Genomic DNA, 24,589 nt, shown 5'->3' on the forward strand with positions numbered 1-24,589 from the left:
TCGTTGCCAAGTTGAACAATCGCCCCAGAAAACGCTTGGGGTATCGGACACCGGCACAAGTGTTCCTGGGAGAGTATTCAGGGGCGCTGAAAACCGCGGGTGCTGCGCTTAATGTTTGAATTCAGGAATAAAAATTAATTCACTGCGTCTGTGACCAATAGTCATTTCTCTTTGAATCTAGGAGCCAGTATATGAACGTTCTGATTCAGAAAGGCTTTAACCTTGAGAAGGCTGGGCCTGTCGCTAAGCTATATGAAGAAGCTTTCGGCGCTAAATTCGCGAGCGCAATACCTGACAAGGCTAAGCGCATTCAATTACTCTCCGACTGTTTTGTCCCTGAATTTTCCTTTACTGCCATCTTTGAAGATGAGGTCATTGGGCTAGCAGGGTTTCAGCAGCCCAATGGTTCGCTAACGAGCGGAATCGGGATGAAACAGCTGATAGGCAAGCTTGGAACATTGAAAGGGCTCTGGGCATGTCTGGTGTTCAGCTTATTCGAGCGCAAGCCAAAATCTCAAGAATTGGTGATGGATGGGATTGCTGTCGATAGCCGATTCCGAGGGCGAGGCATAGGTTCCAGACTCTTGGATAGCATTATTGCACATGCCGTGGATAATGGTTTCGAGACGATCCGCTTAGACGTTATCGATAGCAACCCGAGAGCAAGGAGGCTGTACGAGTCCAAAGGATTTATCGCCGTAAACGAAGAGCATTTTCCCTACTTGAAATGGTTAATCGGCTTTTCTGGGTCAACAACCATGGTGTTGAAGGTAGCAAGTTTAACTTAGCAGACAATTCTCGCCCTCTCGAAAGCATATCCCTTCAGAGGTGAGAGCCTAGCGCCTAGATGATTCATAATCGCCATTGTCAGATATTACCCTTCGGCCACACATGGCCGAAATTGCCCCCTTTGTGACCGCTTAACGCATCGTTGGCAGAATGCGTAACAGCTAATCTGTAACCTCACTTCAACACGATGAGATTAGCCATGACCCAGCCTAAAACCGCATTACTATTAATTGATGTTCAAGCCTCGTTCCCTGCCCGCGATTACTGGGTAGAATCACTGGCTCAGGCGTGGCGCCCCAAGCAGCGTGCGGTACTGAATGCAGCCCAGGCCAACGATATACTGGTTGTACGCATTCTGCATGAGGCACCTGGCAGCCAAGGGGCTTTCGACCCTGACGGTGGCCTTATTCGTCCGCTTGATGACTTTAACGATGAAGTGGCGGTAACCTTTCATAAACGTGCGCATAACGCGTTCAGCGATACCTCACTAGAAAGCTGGTTACGGGAGCGAGGCATTGAACGGCTGGCGATTAGCGGTATTCGTACCGAGCAATGCTGCGAAACCACCGCACGGGTGGCGTCGGATTTAGGGTTTAGCGTCGACTTTATCAGCGATGCTACCCTAACGTTCCCCATGACGCGCCAAGGTATCACTTGGTCAGCGGATGATATTAAGGCACGCACCGAACTGGTACTTGAGGGCCGCTTTGCGCGTATTATCAATACACAAGACATGGTCAACGAATGGCAAAACCCACGTGAGTGAAGAGCAGCACAATAGCCAACCGCCATCCACAAGAGCCACCACCTTGCGGGTGGCGGTACTGATGATGCCCGGCCAGGTGCCACTTGATTTGGTTGGACCACTTCAGGTCTTACAGTGTGCTGACCGGCTTTCGATAGACGTTCAGGTGCGCTATCTCGGCCCCAAAGCGGCCATGCAGTGGCTAGGGCCGCTTACCCTTAGCGGTATCGATCCCTTGCCTGAACAGCTCCCTACTCAAGATTTACTGCTTATTCCTGGGCAGTACCGCAATAGCCTTGAGCCATTAGCGCAGCAAGAGTGTGTTGCTTGGCTCAAAGCGAATGCCCACTATGCAGATACGCTGATGACCGTTTGCTCGGGCACGCTATTACTGGCAGACGCGGGCCTGTTAAAGGGAAGACGCTGTACCACCCACCACGCGCTAATCGAGCAGTTACAAGCCAAAGCCCCACAAGCAAAGGTACAAAGTGATTGTATCTTTACCGAGGACGGGCGCTATTTAACCAGCGCGGGGATTTCGACCGGCATTGATACCATGCTGTACTGGCTTACCCGTGCTTGTGGCCATTCACTGGCCTTGGCGGTAGCGCGAGAGATGGTGCTGTATCTTCGTCGCAGTGGTCAGGAGCCTCAGTTGGGTGCATGGCTTGAGGGCCGCAATCATGTGGATGAACGGCTGCATCGCGTTCAAGATGCAATATGTGCCGCCCCTTCGCAAACCTGGCGTATCGAGACATTGGCGGCTCAGGCAGCCATGAGTGAGCGTCATTTTCGGCGCCAATTCAAAAGCCTCACCGGCATGCTGGTGGGCGACTACATTATGGGGTTGCGCCTGCAGCGAGCCAAAGCGTTAATGACCGAAACGACATGGACGCTAGCGCGTATCGCCGAAGCATCCGGATTCGGGGATGAGCGGCAGCTAAGGCGCAACTGGGCTCGCCAGGAAAAAGCGCCGCCTAGTGTATGGCGCCGGGCCAGCTCCCAGATGCTGCGTGATTGAGTTAATGTGAGCCATCATTAAAAAAACATACCATTGGTTAACGCCATGACCGAGTTCATCTTGCCAAGCAACGCTAACGATCTAAATTTTCGGCATCGCCTGCCTGATAAACGCTTAGCCCCGTGGGTTCAGTGCCTTTGGTCAATGGGGCGCCCAGGGCATCTCACTGAATCAAGAACCGAAAAGTTCTACCCTGATGCCGGTGCTAGCCTCAGCATCAAGCTCACCAGCCCCCACCCCATTATCACGCTCTGTTTCAACAAAACCACGTTGATAGAGACACTCGACACCACCGCACCCTGTCTGGGCATTCGTTTTAAGGCAGCCGGCACCCACTGCTTGCTGGGTTTGCTACCCGAAGCATTCACAGATACACACTACCGCTTGGATAACGAGCTTGAACCATTAGGATTGCAAGGATTAATACCTGTGGTAGAGCGCCTCTACCAGTCGGACTCGCAACAGGGTTTACGCCTGCTGGAAACATGGTTGTTACATCGACTAGAAAGCCAGCCACCCGCCAATAGCCGTATCACTAAGATTGTTCAAGCCATTGGAGCACTTCAGCTTCCGCCCCAACAGTTAGGCGCCACGTTAGGGTTTACTCGACGTACCCTGGAGCGCAAATTAAAACGCGAGGTGGGCGTTACCCCAGGCCAATTAGTGGCCTATGCCCGGCTGAACCGAGCCCGCCATGGACTGCTTGCAACCACGCTGCCCCTAACGGAAATAGCCCTGCAATGCGGCTACTATGACCAAGCTCACTTCACCCATGCCTTCCAATCACTCGCCTATGAAACGCCCGCCGCCTATCGCAAGCGCAAACTGTCGCAAATTTACAAGGCGTAAAAAAACCTCGACGTTAAGCTGAGCTCTCAACTTACTCACCGAGGTCACCCACATGTCTACTCGTATCTCTCAACAGTCTGTATATCGCCTTTGCCCCCGCCTAGCTAAGCACCTGACGGCACTAGGCGACGTTGCCCCAGACTCAACGGTTGATCGCTCGATAATCCACTTGGTCAACCTACGTGTTTCGCAAATTAATCACTGCTGCTTTTGTCAGCACATGCATTCGCAAGAGGCCAGAGACGATGGCGAACACCAGGTTCGCTTAGACGTATTGCCTGCTTGGCGTGAAGCCCCCTGCTTCAGCACACAAGAGCGCGCCGCACTCGCCTGGGCCGAAGCACTAACACTGGTCAGCCAGCAAGCGGTGAGTGACAACGACTATCAAAACGCCCTAGCTGCGTTTGGTGAGCAGGGGCTAATTGACCTCACCGCCATTATTGTCCAAATCAACAGTTGGAATCGGGTATCGGTGGGCTTTCAGTTTGCACCGGACATCAGTATTTAAGCACTGTGAGGCTCTTGAAAGTAATAGTTCAGATAAGGAAATAAAATGAACAGTGAGATAGCGCAGCATCAACAGCTACCCAACCTACTCGGTCTCTTATCAAGCTTATTTTTCTTCTTTGGCAGTCTTTTGTTTCTTCCCGCTTTTGCGAGCTACGCAACCGTAGGCGTATGGTGTTTTGTAATGGGCTCACTGATCATGTTCATTATTTACGTGATGAGTATGAGAGATACTGGTAAGAAGCGCGGCTAATAGAGCACACATACGAAAGTAAGAAACGTCGGTTATAGCCGCTGGGTTAGCTACCCAGCGGATTGCTGACTGTAATGCCTTTCAATATTGGCTGAAACCTTACCCCAGGCGGAGGATTTCACTCTAGCTTGATGTCGCTCAAAAGAGTCTCGGTCAATGAACTCTTCATACACATCAAATCGATAGGGGTTAATAGTACATTGAACAACCTCAAAAACGAGGCAGCCGGGCTCAGCCAGGGTTAACCGCTTATGGTTGATGAGCTCTGCTTTAACAGCATTCAGATCCGGCTCGGGGACGATGATAAATCCTTTCAGTATGACCTTTGACATTGATTTCCTCGGCGCAGAATCTGCCAACTGCGCTAATGATATGGTTCCGCAACAGTCCATAGGCAGGCATGATGGCCTTGTTAGCAAGTGTAATTTACTGCATGATTTTGACATTGCCGTTTCCATAAGGCTGGGTAAATAGATGAATACAGCGCAACTTGAAACCATCACGAACGAAGCAATGACCCTATCGGAGAAAGAGCGGGCTAAACTCGCTCTTGATTTGGTAGCAAGCCTGGATGGTATGGCTGAAATCAGTGTATCGGAAGCTTGGGATGCGGAGATATGTCGCAGAATCAATGAGATTGAATCTGGCAAAATCAAATCTTTAGATGTCAGTGAAGTCCTTGAGCGTGCCAGAGCTCGGTTAAGGAACTGATTTTGATAGGATACCTTTGAACAAGCTACCACAAAGCTAAGCGCACCAAATCCACCACTGGTTCCTGTAATAGGCGAAGCACGCAAACGTGGCACAAAGCGCTTCATCCTTCAACAATTCCCGTTTTCCCTTGTGACTGTTTCCAATAACCAAACAATTACCATTGTTGCTTTCGCCCATCACTCGAGAAAGCCGGGCTACTGGCATAATCGGGTTAGCCCATAATGCCACTCATCGCGCACCTATCGCTTTCATTTCATTAGTATGAAGTACGCCCCTCTACTGCTGAGTTAACCGATACTGCCTCACTGGACGGCCATGAAACTCAAGGATGTCGAACGCAGAAAACCCAGCTTTCTCTGCGACCTTAAGTGATGCACCATTTTCAGGCTCAATAATAGCCACCACCGACGATAGCTGCTTTTGATTAAATGCCTTATGAAGTACCGCTTGCACTGCCTCAGACGCCAGCCCCTGGCCCCAGTACTGTTTGGCTAGCCGATAGCCTAGCCCCATCTCCTCAACACCATTGACCTCTTCGGGGCTGACACCACAAAAGCCAACAAGCTTACCGGCCCCCTTCTCAACTAAAGCCCATGGCCCGATACGGTGAGACGCATAGCTATCCAAACACCACTCGATAAACCGCCGAGTCGCCGTTTCATCGCAAACGCCTCGAATCGAATACTTCATCACCTCAGGGTCGCTGAGGATATTGGTCAACTCGGGAACATCATCTAAGGACAACGTTCTTATAACCAGCCTCTCCGTTTCACAAATTTGCACCATTTCCTCCTTGTTGATGATGCTCTCGTTAAGCGCTAGCTCCGACCCCAATTGATTGTCGGGAGAAGTGTGACTTTACTGGGCTTAAGGCCCCCGACGTTGGGTAAAACTGCTACCAAAACTCGGAACAGCCCAAGGAATAGGTTAAGCGTGACGATGGTGTGGCGAAGAGTCTGAAAACTCAACGATGGCTTCAATTTCCACAGCAAACCCCTTCGGCAATGAGCCAACCCCAATGGCAGAGCGTGCATGCTCACCGCGCTCACCAAGAACGGTAACAAACAGGTCGGAACAACCGTTGATGACTTCAGTGTGAGAAGTAAAGTTAGGATCAGCATTGACCATACCAAACACCTTCACGACACGCTGAACCCGATCAAAGTCACCCAGCGCTTCTTTAATGAGCGCAAGGAGATACAGGCCAACCTCTTGAGCGTACATCCGAGCCTGCTCAACAGTGACTTCCTGCCCAACTTTTGGGACAACAACTCCCTCTTCTCGCAACGGAGCACCCTTACCTGACAGATAGAGCATGTTGTCCGAAATGGCATAGGAACGAAAGCTGCCCCTTGGCGTGGTAACGACGGGCAGTTCCAAGCCCAGCGAACGGATACGCTCTTCCACGGTTGATTTCATTACAGGCTCCACGTATATGCTGTTAAGGTTTTAATGACAACGCGCACTGGTGATGGTTTATTAAAGATCTAGACGATAAACATTCCACTTCTTGATCTCACTGAAACCAAAGCTACTTATAAGATCATACCCAATATTGAACTCTTTAAGAACACGCATCTCAGCTCTACAGCAATTCTCAGACTGTGACTCATTTACAGCATGCTGTAGTAAAATACTTTTATTTTCATCGCCATCAAAACCATCGATCAAGTACAGATCCTCAATATAAAGAACGCGGGATCCAACGTAACTCGCAAACTTAAAATTATATATATAGAAGCCAATGGGCTGGTTGTCTTGATAAGCCAACAATCCAAAACAAGCAGGCGTAGAGGCCAAAAAAGCGTCGGCGTAACTTGTTCTATCAGCAGTAAACAGGTGCTTTTGATTTTCAGACTCAGCAAGCTTGACATTCAAGTCATAAAGATCGTTGATATTTTCATCATTTACTCTAGCAAGTTCCATAGCTTCATTTCCTATTAATTTTCAACCAATTTTCACGGTAAAGAAAATAGTTGATCTCGGTGCAGTGCTAAGCCCTGCCGATACAACAATCATCTATAAGACCTTTACCACCAACCTTGGCCAGGTTTGTAGCCATCGCTTAGCGCATATTCGGGCATCAAAATCTGTTCGCTTTGGTCGTTTGGGATTTAAGGTAATGGTATAGTCAAACAGAGGCTTAACACCAAAGGGAGCTACAAGAATAACGTCTCCATCATCATCCAAAGCAGCGCCTACAGCAGTTTCTACTTCTACCCAGAAACTCATGGCATCTTCAGTGGACGTATACGGACAGTCATTATTTCTCTCGTGCATTCTTGCCTGGTTCTTTACCGACCAGGGAAACGTTGAGACTTTCCTTAATCCTTGCTCGATCTCATGATCGCGGGAATCGCTTATGTCGTCAGGATCGAAGTAAATTAAATCGATGTCGTTAAGGGCCGTATTCTTCGAAAAATTATGCAGCTTGTCCCACACCAAGTTTCTAACGAATCCAGCAGCGAGACACCACCCCGGCAGCTTCCGCGCAGCCGCTATTGTCAGCGCCTCCATACGTGCCTGATCACTCATCAGCCATTTTTTGACCAGCGCTTCATGCTCCATCTCAATACCTTACTACCAATGCGCCTATTTTGACTTGCTGGGTGGTGCTGAACCATCCAACGCTGGACACGTTATAGCTCCCCTATCCCTGCTGCTACAGATCAACCTCATGATTGATACCGTCGCTAACCGGTACACCATCCAAATCACAGGGGTTAACGCCTTCCAGGCACCCGACATTGAATCCATACACAGTGGGGTTCGAGCGCGTTTGGTGGTGGGTGTAGATGCCGCAGTTTGAACAGAAGTAATGCTTTGCGACACCTGAATTGAATTGATATAGCTTTAGATGCTCAGCACCGCGAAGAATGTGAAGACCACTCAATGGTACATAGGCCATAACAGCACCTTTGCGCCTACAAATAGAGCAGTTACACCTTTTCGGGTCAACAAGACCATCAGGCAGATCGAGTTCGAGCTCCACCATGCCGCAGTGGCATGCAGCCCTGTGCCTAGGTTGAATGTTAACTCCGCCCACTTGCTTGACCACAGCTTTCCCCCGTATCTATCGCTGGCGAGGCGTTTTATAAGTTAGCATCAACCTCCTTCAGTCCTAGAAGCACCGCTGCGCCAATCAAAAATGATCCAGATACCTTACCTAAGTACTGGCGCGCTGATGACTTGAGTTTCGTACTGATCCATTCAGCTGATTTACCGTAGGAAAACAAGAAAACCGCATCCATGATGAGATACGTGGCACTCAGTATCGCAAACTGATGCAGAAGGGGCTCAGATGGATTAATGAACTGTGGAAAAAGAGCAGCGAAAAAAATAACGGCTTTAGGGTTTGCGGCTGAAGTGATAAAACCTTGCCAAAACAAGCTTTTTTTCGACCGCCCCTGATTCGCCGCACCTACATGGCCCCCACTCTTTGAGAAGATCAACCTTAGGCCTAAGTACGATAAATATGCCACCCCCGCCCACTTCACAGCGATAAAGAAATCACTGGATTGCTGAACAATGCTCACCAAACCTATCGAGGCGACAATCATTTGTAAAAAATTGGCTGACAAATCGCCAGCAGCGGTAAATAGCGACCGTTGGAAGCCATTGCTAACGCTATTGGAAAGCATCAAAAGCTGGCTAGGGCCCGGTGTACTCATCAAAATGAATACGGTGCTGACATACAGAAGCCAAATTTCCGTTCCCATAGCCCCTCACTTTTCAAAACTGAAGTGTGTAACGCCCGCAGAATCAACGATCTAAGACTGAACCTCAAAAGGAGAAATAACCGTACCTTGGTTGTAAACCATTTTCCATTCACTTCCCTCATTCCGCCATATTGACGTTCGCCGAGAATAGCTTGTACCTAAGCCGTTTTGACGACTGATAGCAACCCTATAAAAGAGCTGAATAAGATCAGAGCTCAATCTCCGGTGTTCAAAGTCCTGAGATATAGCCGACCATGCGGATTCCTGCGGCAAACAATCAAGGACACTATCTAACCCGACAAAATCGCCTGATGCGCCGATCTCCAGGAAATCCGAGGATAGTAAAGACCACAGCTTCGCCGGTGACCTGCGCACCTCGAAGCTAAGCAAGGCTCTCTCCTTTTCTATCAGATCCGCTTCGATTTCCATAGCTGATTACCCTAACGTATGAACTCGACAACCTTCGTGGCTCCTTGGTTAGAGCCTATAGAATCAATGGTTAGCTCCCCTGTTCCTCGAGCAAGTCGACATAAGCGCCTTCAATGAACTGGGATGACTCGATACCGAGCTGATCCAATTTTCAGTGGCTTGTTCGCTGCAAACCCTTGAAATCTTCTGGCTGGTCTATCAAGAGTCAATGCCCAGTGGGCAAGCAAAACTACAACACTGCCTTTAACAGTTTATAAAACTCATCCAACTCTTTCTTATCAAGTGGTTCGAGCAATGCGGCAGAAGCGTGTTTAAACGAAACTTGCGCATCTTCATAAATTTTTGTCCCAGCTGTGGTAAGTGCCACCAGGCTGACTCTGGCATCACGAGGGTTTTCCTGCTTCTTAACCAGCCCTATTTTCTCCATAGGATTTAAAAGGCGAGTAACCCCTGATGGGCTCAACCCAACCTGTTCAGCAAGATCGCTACGGCGTACTTTTTGATTGGGTGCGGTGTATAGCTGATTGAGAACCAGATAATCGGACAGGCCAATACCATGCGCGGAAAGCGCACTGCCAATCCGTTTTTGGATTTTACTTTGCAGGTTGATGACACTTAACACCAATCCTGCCTCTATATTTTCCGACATAGTCATTACTCTTGCGCGATGGTTGATTCCACAAATATATACTCAAATGCTTGCGCAGTCAAACATATTGCAAGCAAATGGTCGTTAGCGGTTATTGATGACCGAGTGAAATGCCAGGTTAGCTGCTCTCATGCATGTATGCACGAGGCTGACTCTCCTAATTCATGACAAAGAGAATTAGAATCTGTCCATCATCTTCAGGATAAAATGCGACACGAAGGCACCACTGCTTCCCATTTCGAGAAAGGCACTAACGCTAAAGCCTACCTTCACCGATGCTTATATAGCGCAATTTTGCTGCCTTCATTCCCAAAAAATTGAATTAATTGTTTTCTAGGCTTTGAAGTTGGGTGGAGTGTCCCAAAGCTGCACCTCGATATAGAGCTCAAAATCTGTTTCCCAATAGCGCTCGTAAGGAATCACGTGATCATTGGCAGGGATTCCGAAGCGTGTAACGAGCCTACTCACCTCATTAAGCAGAAACACTTGATTGTAGTAAGGCTTGTCGTCTCGGGTTAGCGCAATAAAGCTATCCGGGTAAGTTAAAGACGTTACTTCGGGATCGAGCTCAGAGAGAGGGATTCTAAGCTCACCTTGGTTTGCGCTCAGGTCACGAAACCAAGGGGATTCTCCAAGCACTAGATAGAAGGGATGATCGCGGCGCGGTTTACCTCCACGCGCAACGAAGAGCTCACGCAGCCGAGCCTCCACCTCACGTCGGACTCCTATGTAATTCCTACCGTAGCGCCGCCGGTAACCGGGATCACGCTGATGACGAGTTAGGATATCTTGAAATACAGGATCTTCCGAGCCAGCAGGAAGCTCTGAGAGACTCCGAAACGGGCCTGTCTCTCGCAAATAATAGTGGGTAGCGAAATCGGGTAGCCTGATCACTGTTTCATGCCTTCGGCCAAGCCAATAGCCATCAAACGCCCCGTTGAGCGACATATCAAAGCAACTTATTGACACGCCCTAGCTTGGCTAATGAAATCCTCTAAAAGAGCATTCGCTCGCTCGATATCCCGCTCGTAAATAAACAAGTGATCGAATACGGCACCACACTGCGGGCCAGCTTTAATGCCGTGTTCATTTAGCACTCGCAGAACAGGGCCGAGAAAACCAATCAGATCGAAAGGAAGCTCGCCATCCGTTGATACAACTCGAAACGGGCCGAAGCTATCTCTTATCGAGACCTCAGTTTTTAAGCGTTCAAGAGCCGCCTCGTCGACTATCGCGGATACACCTGCCTGATCGCGAATTAAACAGCTGTACCGAGCATCGCTTGCCACGAACACGTTAGCCACATTTTGAGCGGATGTATCGCTAAGATCGAGCATCCAGTAGCGCTCAGGCCAGATTTTCAATGTCATATTCGCCCATACCGCCATTGGATCTATAGACATTACACTCTCCTGTTAGACCGCCAATAACCGCTCGATTCGACAGCTGTTAAAACGTCACATCGAAGCCGCAGCTGGCCTATACCGTATGATACAAAGTGCTGCAGTATTATATGAATTCAGGCGATTAAGCTCAGGACTCAGAGCTTGAAGCGTCCTGATTTGGCCGCAACTGAAGCTGGATGCCGAGTAAGAAATTTCGCAGCACCTGATCTTTACACTCTCGATAATTCTTATGGCTGGGCTTGCGGAAAAACGCACTTAATTCATGGTTACTTAGGTTGAAGCCAGCCAGTTCAAAAGCAGCCAAAATATCTTCAGCCTTTAAATTCAGCGCAATGCGCAGCTTCTGGAACACCATATTGTTGTTCAACTGCGATTCTGGCACGGGCTGTGGCCCTTCGCGCTTACCACGCTTAAAGCTAATGAAGCCGTTCAAAAACGCCGCTAGCTCTTTGTTCTTCATGGTGACAAAGGCGTCGTCGTCATCCTTTTTCAGCCAGGCCGTTACCTGCTCTTGAGCCACGCTGACCTCTGCCAAGGCGAAGATATCCACGATGGTGCTGTCTTTTAAATCAAAGGTGTAACGTATGCGGCGAAAAATATCGTTATTGGTCAAAATAGTGTCCCTAGTCTTAGGCAAACCCAGCACAATCAGGCTTTATGTGCATCTACATGATTAAAACCAGCAGCTCAAAGAAACTAACCTGTGGTCAGTTTCCCAAGCAGCTCGTCAATTTCGTCTTTAAGCTCGCCATCTTCAATTTTATTGGCAGTGACTTGGGCATTTTTAAGATTACTGATAGCCGCGTCGGTTTGGCCCAGTTCGACTTGCAACTTCGCCATGGAGAACGCGATAGATGACATGTGATCCTTCGAGTTAATGGCGACGGCCTTTTCAAAGGCTTTTTCGTAGACTGCCAGCGCCTCATCCAGCTCTTCCGTGAAGTCAGCCAAGGTTTCCCACTGCTCTGGATGATCTTTATCGGTGCTCTCATTCTCGGTGCAAATAGCTTCCAACTGCGCATAGAGCGCATCAAAAGCCTCTCTATCCTCTTTATCGGCAGCCTTCATGAGCTTTTCAGCGAGTTCGTAAACCGCCTTGTATATTTTGGTGTTAATCATGAACGACTGCCTTTTCTCTATTTAAAAATAGTAACAAGTAAGCAAACCTGCTGAAAATCAACGTATGTAAGGAAGCCACCCCACCGTCACCGGTGGCATTATACCCTTTGGGGATGGCTCTACGGGCGATCATTTTACGGTTTTTGTGCTGGGGTGTTGGTATGTTTTGCTTGAGTGGTCGTCCTAGCTGCTCGCGTCATCAGACCACTCCTTAGAGGCATTGGAGGACATTTCAGCTACCAATGGCAAAGATTCGACCTGCATTCAACGACTTGGCTTCTGCAATGCCTGGTTAAGTGACTCCAAACTATCAGGGCCACCATCCAAACGAACACAACCATCTGATTCTGACGCCCAAGAAGCCGATGAAGAAAGGTGAAGATGAATAGATATTTGCGACGCAGTCTCATCATTCAGCAAACCAGCGGGAACCCATACCAACTCCGTGTCTCTCAGTTGGTTGGGTACCAGACTACCGCAGACCGAACAAAAATCATTCCGATAGCCGGTTGGCTTCTGAAAGGTACTGATTTTGGATTGGCCGGAAAGCCAACGGAAGCTATCCGCTTTTACAAAAGTGGCCGTATTTGACGCAGACCCTGTCGCTTTGCGACACAGAGAGCAGTGACATTGATAGAAGTTCGGCAGTTCCCCTTCGATTTCGAACTTAATCTCCCCACACAGACATTCACCTTTCATTGAATATTCCTTAATGCTTTACACCCTCGATCACAAACCGCTGCTAATCGCTACACGTTGTTAACAGTAGTGTTCCATGATGAACTCAGGATAGCCAGTTTGTTCGTCAATCTGCTCACTTAATGCAATGAAGCCATGTTTTTGATAAAAACTGATGCTGGAAGCGTTCTGCCTATAGACACTTAGCTGTAAACACGCCCTTCTGCTCTTAGCATCTTCAATCAACGCTGACCCTATACCATGTCCCTGCAGGCTTGGTAGCACAAAAACTGCTGCTAACGTATTTCCATAGAGGCAATAAAACCCTGTAATCTGCTCATCAGCCTCAAATACAAAGGTCTCTGATGCAGGGATGTATATATCCCGCATATCGCTAACTTTTGACTGCCAAAATTCAGAACCAACAAAGGAGTGGGCTTTAATCGAAGCTGAAAGCCAGATATCCAAAATTTGTTCAATATCCGCCTCACGGTATTTACGAATCATCTAAATGTTCCTAACGATGGTCAATGGCGCCAAAGGCGGTACTGAAAAGCTGCCTAGCCCTGGATAAGGTTGCACCTGAACCAGCGCTAGGCAGCTTCATAAATTTAGGCCGGTATGCTTTGTCTTCCTTAGAGTCAATCCGTTCCTTACATAGGAGTAATTAGCTCTCATCACTTCCTGAAAGCCTTTTTGCTTCCAAGTCCCACTGAAAGATCCAGGAATTTTAACAGGTTATTCTAAAGATATTTCATGGTGCATCAAAGCTAAATCTATTACGGTTCAGCACCCCGGAAGGTGCTGAACTGCTTGCTTATTAAGTGGCATCTTGATTTAAATTCCGCTCGGCCGGGATATCGCTTAGCGCCAAGTAATGTTCGTCGTCACCAAAAGTGCACCCATTTACGCGATTTACCATACCACTCGCCATGGCCTTCAATTCACTGCCTCCGCTGCCAGAAGGCCTCCTGACTGAACCGCCTTGGCCCCTGGTAGCTGGCCTTGAGATGCCAGAGATAACGCTGGCTGACTGCTTGCATCTCCTGCTGGTAAGCACCGAGTGATTGGTGCAAGCCAGACTCGATGGCCTTGGCAGCACTGGTTGCCGAGGCCAGAGAATGAAAGAGCCCTTGTGAAGCCAATGGGTCGAAGGCCAGCAGGGCATCGCCGATAGCCAGAAATCCCGGCCCCGCCTTCGGCAACTGCCCTACTTCCAACAGGGAAGTACCCGCCGGTCGACCGCGTACACGGGCGGGGGCCACCCTCTCCAGTACCTCTGCCAATAGGGCATGCTCCCTGGCTCGGGCCAGAAAGGCATCGGGGTGACGCAACAACTGACGGCATAGCGGATCATCGACGTCCATATGGTAGGCCAACACCCGTTGCCCTTGAGGCAGGGGCACCGTATACCACCAGCCACGGGCATCCGCCTGAATGCGCATAGTAGCGTCCTGGCTCTCGGCCGCTTGGTCCAGGAAACTGTAGAGGCACAGCAAAGGATCATCAGCATCGCGCCGTAATCCCAATTGACGCCCCAGATACCCACTACGGCCCGTGGCATCAATCATCACAGGCGCCCTAAACGATCCCAGTGTCGTGTCCAAGTACCACTGGCCCTGACGGTGGCGGATATCCACTTGCTTGCAGCCCTCCCCCAGCGTCACCCCGACATCCTGGGCTCGAAGACGCAGCATCTGCTCAAATTCTCGCCGATCTAGATACCACCCAGATCCGGCCGGATCCTGGATGGCATCCCGCCAGACCGGCTTATCATCGTCCCACACCGATACTGCAGCGCCCCGCTCCCGGTGTCCCGCGTCCCGAAAAGCCGCCATCAAGTTAAGGCGCTGCAGCAGCACAGCTGCTGCTCCCGGCAGGGACTCACCAATGGGGGGCGCCCTAGCCAGGGAAGCCCGGCGTTCCAGCACCAGCACCCGCTGCTCCGGCCGCAGCAGAGTGCCGAGCGCCAGCCCAGCAGGTCCGGCACCGACAATCACTACGTCGAAGGGGCGATAGTCGGCCATTAGCGGCCGCGTCGTTGTTCGATCAACAGCTTCCGCATGCCTTTGTCTGTGTCGTGCCGCTCCTCAGGCGTCAAGTCACGGCCGCCTCTATCTTCGACCTGCATCTGCGGCGGGAAGTCGGGATCTCCGTTGAGCCCTGGCTGCACCTCTACGATTCCCATCTGATCAAAATCAGTCACCATTCTCGCCAACTGTTTATTGTGGCCAGCGCCCAGGGTGCGATCCCAATCGGCACGCTGATGGTAGGCAGCCAAGCGCTCTTCTCTCGGCAGCGAGTCGTTCATCACCGTGTCATAGTTCTCCTTGCTCAGTACCTGATTAGGTACCCGAGCAGGCCAGAAGGTTGGTAGATAGGGATCGTATTCGGTGTCGTAGCCGGAGCGGCAACTGGCAGTGTCAGTTTGCCAGGGGATAGCCATCCAACGGGTAATAGAGCCGGGGTATTGGCCGTATAGGGGGCCGTTATAGGACTTCGCCATGGCTGGCGTCAGCGTTGTGCCATAGTCCGGCTCCGGATCTTCGGGGCTGCGGTGGCGCCAGCGGTAGGGTTCCATATACATGGTGCTATGGCGTACCGGCCAGGTCATCTCACACCCCGGATGGAAAGCGTCGGCGATGCAGAACTCCATCGCTGCTCTGTCCAGCATAGCGGGCTGCTGCTCCAACGGAACCTTGTCGATACTCTCAGGTGATTGCCGATGTGGATCGTAGTCCGCTTCAAAATCCCCTTCTGCCCACTTGTCCAGAAGTGCCAGTTGGGTGGTGGTCAGGGTGTTCATAGCGTCGGGCACATTTGGCATGGGAACATTCATGGCATCGCCATAGATCCAGGGCCAAGGCTTCATGGAGATATCGCCGTCCTGGGGATTGCGGAAGCTATTGGCCACGGTGCGCCTAAGTTCGGCGTAGGTTTCACCCGGCTCGGCCAGTTGCGACAGGTAGCGGTGCTCCAGGAAGTACTGGGGCATGCCATAGCCGAAGCCAGCGGCAAAGCCCGCATTCATCCATTGTAGATCGCACATGGCTTTGAGGATGGGCAGTATGTCGTCGGTAAAGGAAGGTCTGGTGGGTGCCGGTAACTGGCCAGCCTGGATAGCCACATCCGTCATCAGCGCGTACATGGTACGCACCGCTTTCTGCTGTGGGCCGTAATTGGGCGGAGCCACCACCACCCAGGCTGGCGTCACGGTAATCGGACGGCCATCCACCAATACTGTGGCCGTCACGGGGCCGTCACTGGTGTCATCATACCAGCCGTCATTATTGGCGAAGGTAGTGGGTGGCTTTTCCTGATAGGAAGCGGAGCGCCCATGGCCACCGAACACCTGCAGGCGACCAACAGTGTCGGTGCGTAACTCCCCCAGTGGCACCTCTATTCCCATGAACGTGCCGCCCTGAAACTGAGCCACGCCGGAACAGGTATTGATGCTACGCGCTCCAGGGGTGATGGACAGATTGTGCCTATCCCGCAGAGCCACCTCGGCGTTACGACGCGTGGAAGGCGCTGCCGTCTCAGCTTCGGGGATATCCAACGCGAGCTCGAAGTTGTACCAAGCCGCTTTATGGTTAGCTACCTCCACTGTCCAGGTAATCTCGGTGGTAGGATCCATGGTCAGTTCCCGCACTACCCTACCGTTGCCGTCGTAAGCGTAGATGCGGAACTCGGCCACCTCGCGTTTCAAGGCACCAGTGGCGTCCCGATAGGCCCCCGGTTCCCTGGGCAGGGGCTCGGTGACCTGGGGGCCGATGTAAAAACCGTCAGTTTGCTTGGAATTGCCCACCCTGGCGATACCAATGGCCGGGTGAATTTTGGCGTAAGCGATCTCAGACATCTGTCACTCCCTTTTTGTATGGGACGACACCATGAAGCGAAGGGGTTCTGGCGCCGCATAGGCTCATGAATCTCTGAACTGTAACTGAAGAAATAGTAAAGCAGGATCAGCGGTACACTGCTGCTCACCAAGATAGAACAAGACAGCCACTTATTCACTGCAAAAGGTGAAATTTAATTTGGGTCTCATCTATTCAAATTGCGCTGCTACCTTTTACAAGGTAACTGGCCTTCCCCGCTTAAGGGTTTATTAAACACAACCCAACCATTATCCCCTACGATTCCCAAAATTAGTCGGTGTAAACTTATAGCTAATCTCTAAACACATGAAGGCAGCTATCTAGCCTGAATTTGATAAGAGCTCCTCGCAAAACCCTTGAAATAGCTCACCACGTGCCTAGCTTAGCTATTATGGCTAAGAAAAATGTCCTGATGAACTTTAGGAAATTATTGAGCCGCTCTTGCCACTGGATCCACCCAAGACTGATGGTGGTGGGCCACGTGTTTCCAACCGTGCCGCCTTGACCGACATCCTGTTTGTTCTTAAGTCAGGCATCCCGTGGGAAGTGTTACCTCAAGAAATGGGATGGGGTTCCGGCGTCACTTGCAACACGATAAGAGCGGCGTACTGATCTCCGCCATGCGTTCACTTTGCTGGGCGGGCTGCTTACTGATTGGCTTTAAACAGCTCACTCGATAGTTTTGAAAGATGCTCAACGGAGCGCTCAACAACAAGCACTCGTCAACAGAGGCGGTATTGCTGTTCCCTAAGTTTCCGATCTTTCAACCGTTAAGCCGATTTCCTGTCCATACGAAATTTCTAAAACATGTCCATCAGGATCATTTATGAATGCCCAATAGCCTACCGGATAGCCGCTATCAGTCACCTCCCGGGACAATATTCCTTCGCGCCTAGCTTGGTCACATAAATCATCTACTTCACTCTTGCTTTTACAACCAACACCCAGGTGGGCAAAAGGCCCTAATATAGGAACCGGATTACTGCTTTGTACTAACACTAATACAAATGGGCGTGATTTATCTGACAACCAAACGACTCGCTTTTCAATTTCCTTATCTGTTCGCTCATGAATGACAGACATGTGGGCATAGCGCTGATAAAAATCAATACTTTGATCTAAGTTACTTGCTGATAACGCAATGTGCGTAAAGCCGACATCTATTTTCATTATCAATCCAAAATTTCTAGTTTTAAAAAAGAGACTTTCTGGTTCGTTATTGCTTACATACCCCTGCTTATCAAGAGCATGCTTGACTACCAAACACCGCTAATTGTCTATCTCTCCTATGTTGCTGCTTGCTGAGCATCGCGGTTTAAATTCCGCTCGGCCGGGATATCGCTCAGGTATTCGACAAACTCCACCTCAAAACCGGCCGGATCGACAAAATAGACATTCTTGCGAAACGGCTCTACAGCTCCTGGTTTGGCAATGGCATAACCCGCGTTATTCAACCTGGCCACAACGGCATCCAGGTTATCGGTCACATAGGCAAAATGGGCCAGCCCAACACTGTGACCTTTCAGATCGCGGTTTGCCATACCACTCGCCATGGCCTTCATCGCGTACCCGCCAATGCGGGAATACGGCGCGGTAAAAATCCAGCATGGCATCCATATCATCAACGACCAAATTCACGTGTTCCAAGTACATAAGTGTCTCCTTGCATTAAGTGAAATGGCAGGATAAAACCTCAACTTCACTTGAGGTAAAGCTGTTTTTGGAAAAAAATGGCAAAAAAGATTCAGGAGTGCGTGATGGCAGAGGCAATTTGGAGTGTTGGCAAGGTGGCAAAGCGCTGCGGCATTAAAGTCAGCACCTTGCACTTTTACGAGCAGCAAGGCCTGATCCATAGCTGGCGTAATGCAGGCAATCAGCGCCGCTATAAACCGGAAGTGCTAAGGCGGATTTCGGTGATTAAAGCCGCGCAGAAAGTCGGCGTCAGCCTGGATGAGATCAAGCGAGCTTTTGAATCACTGCCCAATAACCGCACACCGACGGTTGAAGACTGGCAACAGCTTTCAAAAAACTGGCAGCAGATGCTTGATGGCCGGATTGCTTATCTGCAAAAGCTACGTAGTAACCTGGCAGGCTGTATAGGCTGCGGCTGTCTGAGCATGACCAGTTGCCCGCTCTATAACCCGGACGACAAGCTGGCGGAATCAGGTAGCGGCCCGGTGCTTCTGGATCAAGCAGAACAGAAAGCGAGAGCCCAGCAAGAACCAAGCGCTAGCTCATAGCGCTTATTAGCAGCCCTCAAGCATTAATCTACACGAATGAACCACTTGGGTTTGATGCGTCCGAAGTCACGGCGGGTGTTTGTTTTCAGGGATTTTTTGGAATCCAGCACCACGGTTTCCCGCTCGCTTCTAGCAAACACCACCCAATGCCAGAAAGGTCTGCCCTGCTCCATGCGCCATTTGATCGCCAACAGTGCTTTATCTGGAAGGCGCTCCCAGGTATCGAATGGCGTCTCCGTAGGAGCAGCCGTGATACCCAAAGCACGCAAGAGCTTACGGACGTACTCGGTGTCTGACCAAAGCGCTGTGTCTTCGGCATAGATACCCAAAGCGTTTGCTTTTTCTTTGGCCTGCGCATAGCTAATGCCCGCAAGAGCAGCGCATGATGCGATGCCACAGCCGGATATTTCTTCTTGAATGACGGGGTTCATTTAGTTACCAATGCTCTCCATGATGATTCCCTAACAGCCTTCACCCACTTAAGGCCAGCCACCTTGACAAGCCCTCTTGATAAAACCGATTTCAGCACGCTTGGATTCTTTGTCATAGCTGAATAGCATTATTTTTTTCTATAACAATCTAATTAGTAAACTGAATCAAAATTCAACGACATAATAGCACTCAAAATTAAAACATCAGACCCTGAAAAGCAAAACGACTATTCGAGCAACGAGCGGTTGCTTTTACGCTATACTGTATCATTTTTCATTTTCGACACACCTTAAGACCATCGGTCAGAGCTCCTAATGCCATTTGCAAAACTAGGATTATCCACGCCTCTTGTTCAAGCGATTACCGAACTAGGTTACAACACGCCAACGCCCATTCAGGAACAAGCAATTCCTGCCATTCTTTCGGGTAACGACTTAATCGCCACCGCACAAACAGGCACAGGCAAAACCGCTGCCTTTGTGCTGCCTCTGCTAGAGCGATTCAGCAACGCGGGAACGTTACGCGGCAAACGCATCCGTGCGCTGATTCTCGTGCCGACCCGTGAGCTAGCGGTTCAGGTCGAAGCCAATGTGGCTCAATACGCTAAACACACGCACCTAACCTCTATGGCGATGTATGGCGGTGTGGATACCGAAGCGCAAAAAGAGCGCCTAATCAAAGGAGTGGATATTCTAGTCGCCACGCCGGGCAGATTGCTTGATTTGGCGCATCAGCGTGCGCTGCACTTTGATGAACTTAAAGTCATGGTACTGGACGAAGCGGACAGAATGGTCGACATGGGTTTTGGCGACGATATCAAAAAAATCATTGATCGCCTGCCTGAAGACCGTCAGAACCTACTGTTTTCGGCCACCATGACAGACGACGTTCGCGCCCTCGCCTACGATTTTTCAGATAGCAAGATGACCGATCTTGCGGCTGAAATATCCATTTCTCCCAACATCCGCGCCGCCGCTAATGTCAAACAATGGCTCATCACTGTCGACAAAGACACTAAGTCCGCCTTGTTGAGCCACTTGATCAACGAGCAACAGTGGGATCAGGCACTCATTTTTACCGAGAAAAAACACAATGCGGCCAAGCTTGTTGCTCAACTGGAAAAACGCGGCATCACAGCGGACTCCATTCATGGCGATAGAAGCCAAGCCATGCGCGAAAAGATTTTGGCCCAGTTCAAATCTGGTGAGCTAAAGTACTTGGTCGCCACAGGGGTTGCCGCGCGTGGTTTGGATATTGATGAACTGAGTCGTGTGGTGAATTACGATTTACCTTTTCAGCCAGAAGAATACATACACCGCATTGGTCGAACCGGCCGCGCGGGGGCCTCAGGTGAAGCCATCTCTTTAGTCGACATGAGTGACTTTAAAAATCTTTGTGCCATTGAAAGACGCTTAAAAAGCATTATTGAGCGCAAAGAGATTGCAGGGTTCCCGGTTCGAAAAGCAGTACCTGAATCAAACTTGAATTACAGAAAATAAAGTAATCGTTAAAACTTACCCAAGAAGCTCACCTTTTAAAAGGGTGGGCTTCTTTATTATCGATATTTCACGAATCCGGTAAAAATGCATCTAACAGTTCGGCATTAGTGGGATATTTATCCAATAACGCAAGCAGCCTCTGCGCGCCTTCTACTGGCTTAAGCGCTGTCAAACCTCTACGTAATGTCCTTACCTTTTCAATATCTTTTGCATCAATCAAAAGCTCCTCTCGACGGGTACTGCTTTTAGCAATATCTATCGCCGGAAAAATCCGTTGATTGGCCACATCCCGGGACAGCACGAGTTCCATATTGCCCGTACCCTTAAACTCCTCGAAAATTACCTGATCCATACGGCTTCCCGTATCCACCAGTACGGTGGCCAGAATGGTGAGCGATCCGCCGTTTTCGATCTTTCTCGCGGCGCCAAACAGTTTTCGCGGTATCTCCATCGCTCGGGAATCCAGCCCCCCCGACATAGTGCGACCATTACCCCGCTGCTCGGCATTATGAACACGCGAGAGTCTGGTAAGAGAATCGATCACAATCATCACATTATGACCTTCGCCTGCTTGCCTACGTGCCGTCTCAAGGAGCTTATCGGCCATACGCACATGGTGTGTGTAGCTTTCGTCTGAAGACGATGCATGTACTTCTGCCGACACACTGCGCTTAAAATCGGTCACTTCTTCAGGGCGCTCATCAATCAGTAAGGCATACAGCTTTATTTCCGGATGAGCCTCGGCCACGGCCTGACAGATATGTTTTAACATCGTCGTTTTGCCAGAGCCTGGCGGCGCAACAATCAACCCTCGTTGCCCCATCCCAATGGGCGTAATCAAATCCATCGCTCGCACAGTACGCTCTTGAGAGCCAGGCTCTAAATAAATGCGTGGGGAAGGATGAATAGCGACGCCATTTAAAAAACGTTTTTCGGGATCATTAGGGAATTGATCTTCTACTTCCTCGGCGGGCTTGGCATCTATCTGTTTCTTCGTTTTTAAACTTAGTATTTTTCTCGTCATAATATTGATGGATCGCCTTGAATAACCTGGATTTATAGAATGGCTGCAGCGCTTTGAAAAACCATATTGGCCTTGCAAGTAGCGGCTTGGTGCTCCTGGATCAGGAAGAACAGAAGACAATCAAACGCAAGCACGTAGACCATAATAGCCACTAAGCCTTAATCTACACGAATGAACCACTTGGGCTTGATCCGCCCGAAGTCGCGATAGGTGTTTGTTTTAGAGCTTTTTTGGAATCCAGCACCATCGCATCCCGCTCATTTCTGACGAACACTACCCAATGCCAGAAAGGCCTGCCCTGTTCCATGCGACATTTGATCGCCAACAGTGCCTTATCTGGCAGACTTTCCCAAGTGTCGAATGACGTCGCTGTGGGTACAACCGTTATACCCGGCGAACGTAAAAGCTTACAGACATACCCGGTGTTCTGACCAAAGCACTGTGTCTTCGGCATAGATACCCTAGGCGTTTGCTGCCTCTTTCGCCTGATCATAGGTAATGCCAGCAAGCACCGTGAATGCTGCGATACCGCAGCCAGGTATCTATTCTTGAATGACAGGGTTCATTTTGTTGCCTATTAACTCCAGCATAACTGACCGTCGCGAAACGTCAGAAGAAATCGTTGGTCAGGGCCGAATCTTTTTTAGATTTTCGACGCTTCTTGAGCGATATCATTAACTTCAGACATACTCATTCCTTCTTGAACTGCGTTAACAAAGATAACAAATGATTGTCTATAGCTATAATCACCGTTACCAACAAATTTTCTAACATCTTCGATTACCCTGTACATAATTTGTCGCCACTGAAAAGTGCTTGAGTTCATCGCTTCTTGAACAAGAATGGTTAGAACAAGAAGTGTGTTGGCTAGAACCGTGCGTTGATCAGGGAATTCTTGCTGCGACTCTAGCCCGGTAATCGTATAAAAATCTTGATCTCCGTCATGGGCCATTGGATGCACGTGCGTGGACGCATAATCATAGCCATAAGAGTATAGAAACGTTAGGCCCATTTCCTTTGCAATGTCTTCCGCTTTTGGCCGCCTCCACTTGCTTGCAGCTTCGGAAATATTTTGCGCCCTACGCTTTTGCTCTACTGTAAGGTTGAATAGAGGATGTTCGCGTACTCCTTTGACAGATTGATCACTTCGAACGCGATTAACCCCCTTATACTGTTCGTAGAAAGACCATTCCTCAAACTCTGAAAAGGAATCAGTCCGTGCAAGGTAGCGAAGATGGAACAGCCTATCCAGCAAGCAGCGGTGTAAAACCCAACAGTCTTGATAGTCGTGGATATCCCAAAGCTTGAATACCGCGCGAGCAGTTGTATCCGCCCGAGCGAGAAAATTTCGAATTACAGTGTCCTGTTGTGCAGAAGAGTTACGTGCGAATTCGAACAGCGCGATCCCCACCGCTACATGAATGGCTTCCATGGCCTCAGTGTATGCTTCTACAGGCTCGTGAGTTTCCGGCTCAAATCGTGGCATGCTATTTCCTAGACTTTATGTCTAACGGCAATCATCAATGACAAAGCCAACACTAAGCACAGGCCCCACCATCCGATTGGTAGTCTTGTTAAGTATTTTTAAAAAAGTTGAGGTAGATCTCCTGGTTTTTGGCCCACTTGTACCGCATCAATTCTAAAAACAATAGGTACTATTGTGCTGTTGGCGAACATTGTTTGAGTTTTCCCCCAATGAACCGTATAAATTTTACTTTCTTTTGAACCAATAATATCTTCGGTTTTTGGCGCACCGCTACCAGTATATAAAAAAATCCAATCGCCAGACTTTACCCAACCATCACTAAACCAATACAAATTATCTTTGAATGGCTTTGCAAATCCATCCTGCTCCGAGGGGCCTGCCATTACACCAAACTGACCAATATTGGTTGGCTCTTGAACATAAATTGGGATTCTCTCGGCATTAGGAATCCCACGATTCACAACAGGATAAAGCACTAATTGAGAAAGGCCTGAGAAAATCATTTGTCGTCCCCTTTTGGTGCGGTCACCCAACTAACCAATACTAGAACCGAGCCAATAACCAAAGCCGCTATCCCATAGGCCGACAAATCATTGTCAATAAGTTGGATTCCAGCGCTAAGCGAAAGAGTGCCAACCGCAATGCCAATGTTTTTTAAATGCATTGAAGACCTAAATGAATTAACCCGTTCAGAAAGAACGGCGCTTTTGATTTTTTCTTCAGATAAATCAGTCATTACACGTTCATTTTTTCGCGCTGCTCATGAAGCTCTTTCCTGATCTGATCTAACTCAACTGCCATCTGAGAGGTAGCACCAGCGATCAAAGTTGAGGCAACCTCTCCTCCAAAAGCTCGGCTATTGTTAGCCGCAAGGCCTGTAATTGCCTGCTCCATTGGCCTTCCAACAGGCTGAAGATCAACTATTTCACTCTTAGAATCGGACTTTTCTTGTCGTCCATCCGAACCTGAGTCTTCTGGTTCAGGAACATTAATCTTCATAGTTAAATCTCCATGTATTTAAATCCCGCAGGACGTGCAGCTTTGTAGTGAAGGTATAGCTGCAACGGGAAAGCCGTCACCATGCCATCGATTATTAGGTCAAAGTATGTACCAGTTCGGGGCGACGTCGACCGCCACACAATGTAATGAACG

33 protein-coding genes and 3 pseudogenes are annotated in these 24,589 nt (G+C 49.4%); 11 read left to right on the forward strand and 25 right to left on the reverse strand.

Going from position 1 to position 24,589, the window contains the following annotated elements; genetic code table 11:
* The 7 genes and pseudogenes from E0L35_RS26680 to E0L35_RS15295 all read left to right on the forward strand — a co-directional run.
* Positions 1-119, forward strand: a pseudogene (locus tag E0L35_RS26680) (IS30 family transposase); the annotation flags it as partial.
* Between the two features lie 72 nt (positions 120-191).
* A complete protein-coding gene (locus E0L35_RS15270) occupies positions 192-788 on the forward strand; it encodes a GNAT family N-acetyltransferase (RefSeq protein ID WP_022523113.1) in 597 nt (198 codons plus the stop codon).
* A 200-nt stretch (positions 789-988) separates the two neighbouring features.
* Positions 989-1,555 carry an isochorismatase family protein gene (locus tag E0L35_RS15275; protein ID WP_138800755.1) on the forward strand — a complete coding sequence of 189 codons (567 nt, stop codon included), beginning with the start codon at positions 989-991 and terminating at the stop codon, positions 1,553-1,555.
* Complete coding sequence (locus E0L35_RS15280; protein ID WP_138800756.1) at positions 1,548-2,555, forward strand: helix-turn-helix domain-containing protein; 1,008 nt, start codon at positions 1,548-1,550, stop codon at positions 2,553-2,555. The genes E0L35_RS15275 and E0L35_RS15280 overlap by 8 nt, the downstream gene beginning before the upstream one ends.
* 45 nt (positions 2,556-2,600) lie before the next feature.
* Positions 2,601-3,404 carry a helix-turn-helix transcriptional regulator gene (locus E0L35_RS15285; RefSeq protein WP_022523109.1) on the forward strand — a complete coding sequence of 268 codons (804 nt, stop codon included), beginning with the start codon at positions 2,601-2,603 and terminating at the stop codon, positions 3,402-3,404.
* A gap of 52 nt (positions 3,405-3,456) precedes the next feature.
* Positions 3,457-3,912 (forward strand): carboxymuconolactone decarboxylase family protein, encoded by a 456-nt coding sequence (locus E0L35_RS15290; protein WP_009287032.1) that lies wholly within the window; start codon positions 3,457-3,459, stop codon positions 3,910-3,912.
* Between the two features lie 45 nt (positions 3,913-3,957).
* Positions 3,958-4,164, forward strand: a complete 207-nt coding sequence (locus tag E0L35_RS15295) for a YrhK family protein (protein WP_022523108.1) — start codon at positions 3,958-3,960, stop codon at positions 4,162-4,164.
* Between the two features lie 50 nt (positions 4,165-4,214).
* Here E0L35_RS15295 and E0L35_RS15300 read toward each other — a convergent pair whose 3' ends face one another.
* Entirely contained in the window at positions 4,215-4,496 is a 282-nt protein-coding gene (locus E0L35_RS15300) for an antibiotic biosynthesis monooxygenase (protein WP_138800757.1), read from the reverse strand.
* Between the two features lie 142 nt (positions 4,497-4,638).
* On the opposite strand from E0L35_RS15300, the gene E0L35_RS15305 reads away from it, so the two are divergent.
* On the forward strand, positions 4,639-4,875 hold the full coding sequence (locus tag E0L35_RS15305; protein ID WP_138800758.1) for an addiction module protein: 237 nt from the start codon (positions 4,639-4,641) through the stop codon (positions 4,873-4,875).
* Positions 4,876-5,154: 279 nt separating this feature from the next.
* Here the strand turns inward: E0L35_RS15305 and E0L35_RS15310 are convergent, their stop codons facing one another.
* From E0L35_RS15310 to E0L35_RS15390, 16 genes are all read right to left on the reverse strand, one after another.
* On the reverse strand, positions 5,155-5,664 hold the full coding sequence (locus tag E0L35_RS15310; RefSeq protein WP_138800759.1) for a GNAT family N-acetyltransferase: 510 nt from the start codon (positions 5,662-5,664) through the stop codon (positions 5,155-5,157).
* A 141-nt stretch (positions 5,665-5,805) separates the two neighbouring features.
* Positions 5,806-6,297 carry a RidA family protein gene (locus tag E0L35_RS15315; RefSeq protein ID WP_022523105.1) on the reverse strand — a complete coding sequence of 164 codons (492 nt, stop codon included), beginning with the start codon at positions 6,295-6,297 and terminating at the stop codon, positions 5,806-5,808.
* Between the two features lie 60 nt (positions 6,298-6,357).
* Positions 6,358-6,804, reverse strand: coding sequence for a hypothetical protein (locus E0L35_RS15320; RefSeq protein WP_027957582.1), 447 nt, complete (start codon positions 6,802-6,804; stop codon positions 6,358-6,360).
* A gap of 93 nt (positions 6,805-6,897) precedes the next feature.
* Positions 6,898-7,446, reverse strand: a complete 549-nt coding sequence (locus E0L35_RS15325) for a nucleotidyltransferase family protein (protein ID WP_138800760.1) — start codon at positions 7,444-7,446, stop codon at positions 6,898-6,900.
* Positions 7,447-7,540: 94 nt separating this feature from the next.
* Positions 7,541-7,873, reverse strand: a complete 333-nt coding sequence (locus E0L35_RS15330; RefSeq protein WP_171051167.1) for a GFA family protein — start codon at positions 7,871-7,873, stop codon at positions 7,541-7,543.
* Positions 7,874-7,970: 97 nt separating this feature from the next.
* Complete coding sequence (locus E0L35_RS15335; protein ID WP_138800762.1) at positions 7,971-8,597, reverse strand: LysE family translocator; 627 nt, start codon at positions 8,595-8,597, stop codon at positions 7,971-7,973.
* A 51-nt stretch (positions 8,598-8,648) separates the two neighbouring features.
* The gene (locus tag E0L35_RS15340; RefSeq protein ID WP_138800763.1) at positions 8,649-9,026 is read right to left on the reverse strand and encodes a DUF4440 domain-containing protein; all 378 of its coding nucleotides are present in this window, start codon (positions 9,024-9,026) and stop codon (positions 8,649-8,651) included.
* A 229-nt stretch (positions 9,027-9,255) separates the two neighbouring features.
* A complete protein-coding gene (locus E0L35_RS15345) occupies positions 9,256-9,675 on the reverse strand; it encodes a MarR family transcriptional regulator (protein WP_022523102.1) in 420 nt (139 codons plus the stop codon).
* A 333-nt stretch (positions 9,676-10,008) separates the two neighbouring features.
* The gene (locus E0L35_RS15350) at positions 10,009-10,569 is read right to left on the reverse strand and encodes a hypothetical protein (protein ID WP_138800850.1); all 561 of its coding nucleotides are present in this window, start codon (positions 10,567-10,569) and stop codon (positions 10,009-10,011) included.
* Positions 10,570-10,634: 65 nt separating this feature from the next.
* A complete protein-coding gene (locus E0L35_RS15355) occupies positions 10,635-11,078 on the reverse strand; it encodes a hypothetical protein (RefSeq protein ID WP_138800764.1) in 444 nt (147 codons plus the stop codon).
* A gap of 130 nt (positions 11,079-11,208) precedes the next feature.
* On the reverse strand, positions 11,209-11,694 hold the full coding sequence (locus E0L35_RS15360) for a DUF1456 family protein (RefSeq protein WP_027957590.1): 486 nt from the start codon (positions 11,692-11,694) through the stop codon (positions 11,209-11,211).
* A gap of 83 nt (positions 11,695-11,777) precedes the next feature.
* Positions 11,778-12,200 (reverse strand): tetratricopeptide repeat protein, encoded by a 423-nt coding sequence (locus tag E0L35_RS15365; RefSeq protein WP_138800765.1) that lies wholly within the window; start codon positions 12,198-12,200, stop codon positions 11,778-11,780.
* A 264-nt stretch (positions 12,201-12,464) separates the two neighbouring features.
* Positions 12,465-12,899, reverse strand: a complete 435-nt coding sequence (locus E0L35_RS15370; RefSeq protein ID WP_084625343.1) for a GFA family protein — start codon at positions 12,897-12,899, stop codon at positions 12,465-12,467.
* Between the two features lie 60 nt (positions 12,900-12,959).
* Complete coding sequence (locus E0L35_RS15375; RefSeq protein ID WP_138800766.1) at positions 12,960-13,385, reverse strand: N-acetyltransferase; 426 nt, start codon at positions 13,383-13,385, stop codon at positions 12,960-12,962.
* A gap of 437 nt (positions 13,386-13,822) precedes the next feature.
* Entirely contained in the window at positions 13,823-14,905 is a 1,083-nt protein-coding gene (locus E0L35_RS15385; protein WP_138800767.1) for an NAD(P)/FAD-dependent oxidoreductase, read from the reverse strand.
* Positions 14,905-16,737 carry a LodA/GoxA family CTQ-dependent oxidase gene (locus E0L35_RS15390; protein WP_138800768.1) on the reverse strand — a complete coding sequence of 611 codons (1,833 nt, stop codon included), beginning with the start codon at positions 16,735-16,737 and terminating at the stop codon, positions 14,905-14,907. Before E0L35_RS15390 ends, E0L35_RS15385 begins: the two co-directional genes overlap by 1 nt.
* 445 nt (positions 16,738-17,182) lie before the next feature.
* On the opposite strand from E0L35_RS15390, the pseudogene E0L35_RS15395 reads away from it, so the two are divergent.
* Positions 17,183-17,344, forward strand: a pseudogene (locus E0L35_RS15395) (transposase); the annotation flags it as partial.
* Between the two features lie 159 nt (positions 17,345-17,503).
* On the opposite strand, the gene E0L35_RS15400 reads toward E0L35_RS15395, so the two are convergent.
* The gene (locus E0L35_RS15400) at positions 17,504-17,926 is read right to left on the reverse strand and encodes a VOC family protein (protein WP_138800769.1); all 423 of its coding nucleotides are present in this window, start codon (positions 17,924-17,926) and stop codon (positions 17,504-17,506) included.
* A gap of 116 nt (positions 17,927-18,042) precedes the next feature.
* Positions 18,043-18,409, reverse strand: a pseudogene (locus tag E0L35_RS15405) (VOC family protein).
* A gap of 104 nt (positions 18,410-18,513) precedes the next feature.
* On the opposite strand from E0L35_RS15405, the gene soxR reads away from it, so the two are divergent.
* Positions 18,514-18,996, forward strand: a complete 483-nt coding sequence (gene soxR / locus E0L35_RS15410; protein WP_138800770.1) for a redox-sensitive transcriptional activator SoxR — start codon at positions 18,514-18,516, stop codon at positions 18,994-18,996.
* A 23-nt stretch (positions 18,997-19,019) separates the two neighbouring features.
* Here soxR and E0L35_RS15415 read toward each other — a convergent pair whose 3' ends face one another.
* Positions 19,020-19,427, reverse strand: coding sequence for a hypothetical protein (locus tag E0L35_RS15415; RefSeq protein WP_041158578.1), 408 nt, complete (start codon positions 19,425-19,427; stop codon positions 19,020-19,022).
* 315 nt (positions 19,428-19,742) lie between these two features.
* Between E0L35_RS15415 and E0L35_RS15420 the strand changes: the two genes are divergently transcribed.
* Entirely contained in the window at positions 19,743-20,927 is a 1,185-nt protein-coding gene (locus E0L35_RS15420; RefSeq protein ID WP_138800771.1) for a DEAD/DEAH box helicase, read from the forward strand.
* Between the two features lie 67 nt (positions 20,928-20,994).
* Here E0L35_RS15420 and rho read toward each other — a convergent pair whose 3' ends face one another.
* The 5 genes from rho to E0L35_RS15450 form a co-directional block, all read right to left on the reverse strand.
* Positions 20,995-21,951, reverse strand: a complete 957-nt coding sequence (gene rho / locus E0L35_RS15425; RefSeq protein WP_138800851.1) for a transcription termination factor Rho — start codon at positions 21,949-21,951, stop codon at positions 20,995-20,997.
* Between the two features lie 643 nt (positions 21,952-22,594).
* Positions 22,595-23,437: a DUF5677 domain-containing protein gene (locus E0L35_RS15435; RefSeq protein ID WP_138800772.1), complete on the reverse strand. Its 843-nt coding sequence runs from the start codon at positions 23,435-23,437 to the stop codon at positions 22,595-22,597.
* A gap of 98 nt (positions 23,438-23,535) precedes the next feature.
* Positions 23,536-23,940 carry a hypothetical protein gene (locus E0L35_RS15440; protein WP_138800773.1) on the reverse strand — a complete coding sequence of 135 codons (405 nt, stop codon included), beginning with the start codon at positions 23,938-23,940 and terminating at the stop codon, positions 23,536-23,538.
* On the reverse strand, positions 23,937-24,173 hold the full coding sequence (locus E0L35_RS15445; RefSeq protein WP_138800774.1) for a hypothetical protein: 237 nt from the start codon (positions 24,171-24,173) through the stop codon (positions 23,937-23,939). Before E0L35_RS15445 ends, E0L35_RS15440 begins: the two co-directional genes overlap by 4 nt.
* On the reverse strand, positions 24,173-24,436 hold the full coding sequence (locus E0L35_RS15450; protein WP_138800775.1) for a hypothetical protein: 264 nt from the start codon (positions 24,434-24,436) through the stop codon (positions 24,173-24,175). Before E0L35_RS15450 ends, E0L35_RS15445 begins: the two co-directional genes overlap by 1 nt.
* Positions 24,437-24,589 lie beyond the last annotated feature (153 nt).

The organism is Halomonas sp. ATBC28, assembly GCF_005937175.1.
Classification (GTDB): Bacteria; Pseudomonadota; Gammaproteobacteria; order Pseudomonadales; family Halomonadaceae; genus Vreelandella; species Vreelandella titanicae.

What these genes read in the sequence shown, in the direction of transcription:
- E0L35_RS15305 (WP_138800758.1), top strand. Translation starts at nt 4,639, where the DNA reads ATGAATACAGCGCAACTTGAAACCATCACGAACGAAGCAATGACCCTA.
- soxR (WP_138800770.1), top strand. Translation starts at nt 18,514, where the DNA reads ATGGCAGAGGCAATTTGGAGTGTTGGCAAGGTGGCAAAGCGCTGCGGC.
- E0L35_RS15335 (WP_138800762.1), bottom strand. Translation starts at nt 8,597, where the DNA reads ATGGGAACGGAAATTTGGCTTCTGTATGTCAGCACCGTATTCATTTTG.
- E0L35_RS15315 (WP_022523105.1), bottom strand. Translation starts at nt 6,297, where the DNA reads ATGAAATCAACCGTGGAAGAGCGTATCCGTTCGCTGGGCTTGGAACTG.
- E0L35_RS15295 (WP_022523108.1), top strand. Translation starts at nt 3,958, where the DNA reads ATGAACAGTGAGATAGCGCAGCATCAACAGCTACCCAACCTACTCGGT.
- E0L35_RS15285 (WP_022523109.1), top strand. Translation starts at nt 2,601, where the DNA reads ATGACCGAGTTCATCTTGCCAAGCAACGCTAACGATCTAAATTTTCGG.
- E0L35_RS15385 (WP_138800767.1), bottom strand. Translation starts at nt 14,905, where the DNA reads ATGGCCGACTATCGCCCCTTCGACGTAGTGATTGTCGGTGCCGGACCT.
- E0L35_RS15290 (WP_009287032.1), top strand. Translation starts at nt 3,457, where the DNA reads ATGTCTACTCGTATCTCTCAACAGTCTGTATATCGCCTTTGCCCCCGC.
- E0L35_RS15435 (WP_138800772.1), bottom strand. Translation starts at nt 23,437, where the DNA reads ATGCCACGATTTGAGCCGGAAACTCACGAGCCTGTAGAAGCATACACT.
- E0L35_RS15270 (WP_022523113.1), top strand. Translation starts at nt 192, where the DNA reads ATGAACGTTCTGATTCAGAAAGGCTTTAACCTTGAGAAGGCTGGGCCT.
- E0L35_RS15400 (WP_138800769.1), bottom strand. Translation starts at nt 17,926, where the DNA reads ATGAAAATAGATGTCGGCTTTACGCACATTGCGTTATCAGCAAGTAAC.
- E0L35_RS15355 (WP_138800764.1), bottom strand. Translation starts at nt 11,078, where the DNA reads ATGTCTATAGATCCAATGGCGGTATGGGCGAATATGACATTGAAAATC.
- E0L35_RS15370 (WP_084625343.1), bottom strand. Translation starts at nt 12,899, where the DNA reads ATGAAAGGTGAATGTCTGTGTGGGGAGATTAAGTTCGAAATCGAAGGG.
- E0L35_RS15365 (WP_138800765.1), bottom strand. Translation starts at nt 12,200, where the DNA reads ATGATTAACACCAAAATATACAAGGCGGTTTACGAACTCGCTGAAAAG.
- E0L35_RS15320 (WP_027957582.1), bottom strand. Translation starts at nt 6,804, where the DNA reads ATGGAACTTGCTAGAGTAAATGATGAAAATATCAACGATCTTTATGAC.
- E0L35_RS15330 (WP_171051167.1), bottom strand. Translation starts at nt 7,873, where the DNA reads ATGGTGGAGCTCGAACTCGATCTGCCTGATGGTCTTGTTGACCCGAAA.
- E0L35_RS15450 (WP_138800775.1), bottom strand. Translation starts at nt 24,436, where the DNA reads ATGAAGATTAATGTTCCTGAACCAGAAGACTCAGGTTCGGATGGACGA.
- E0L35_RS15415 (WP_041158578.1), bottom strand. Translation starts at nt 19,427, where the DNA reads ATGAACCCCGTCATTCAAGAAGAAATATCCGGCTGTGGCATCGCATCA.
- E0L35_RS15275 (WP_138800755.1), top strand. Translation starts at nt 989, where the DNA reads ATGACCCAGCCTAAAACCGCATTACTATTAATTGATGTTCAAGCCTCG.
- E0L35_RS15300 (WP_138800757.1), bottom strand. Translation starts at nt 4,496, where the DNA reads ATGTCAAAGGTCATACTGAAAGGATTTATCATCGTCCCCGAGCCGGAT.
- E0L35_RS15310 (WP_138800759.1), bottom strand. Translation starts at nt 5,664, where the DNA reads ATGGTGCAAATTTGTGAAACGGAGAGGCTGGTTATAAGAACGTTGTCC.
- rho (WP_138800851.1), bottom strand. Translation starts at nt 21,951, where the DNA reads ATGACGAGAAAAATACTAAGTTTAAAAACGAAGAAACAGATAGATGCC.
- E0L35_RS15390 (WP_138800768.1), bottom strand. Translation starts at nt 16,737, where the DNA reads ATGTCTGAGATCGCTTACGCCAAAATTCACCCGGCCATTGGTATCGCC.
- E0L35_RS15345 (WP_022523102.1), bottom strand. Translation starts at nt 9,675, where the DNA reads ATGTCGGAAAATATAGAGGCAGGATTGGTGTTAAGTGTCATCAACCTG.
- E0L35_RS15325 (WP_138800760.1), bottom strand. Translation starts at nt 7,446, where the DNA reads ATGGAGCATGAAGCGCTGGTCAAAAAATGGCTGATGAGTGATCAGGCA.
- E0L35_RS15340 (WP_138800763.1), bottom strand. Translation starts at nt 9,026, where the DNA reads ATGGAAATCGAAGCGGATCTGATAGAAAAGGAGAGAGCCTTGCTTAGC.
- E0L35_RS15375 (WP_138800766.1), bottom strand. Translation starts at nt 13,385, where the DNA reads ATGATTCGTAAATACCGTGAGGCGGATATTGAACAAATTTTGGATATC.
- E0L35_RS15420 (WP_138800771.1), top strand. Translation starts at nt 19,743, where the DNA reads ATGCCATTTGCAAAACTAGGATTATCCACGCCTCTTGTTCAAGCGATT.
- E0L35_RS15440 (WP_138800773.1), bottom strand. Translation starts at nt 23,940, where the DNA reads ATGATTTTCTCAGGCCTTTCTCAATTAGTGCTTTATCCTGTTGTGAAT.
- E0L35_RS15445 (WP_138800774.1), bottom strand. Translation starts at nt 24,173, where the DNA reads ATGACTGATTTATCTGAAGAAAAAATCAAAAGCGCCGTTCTTTCTGAA.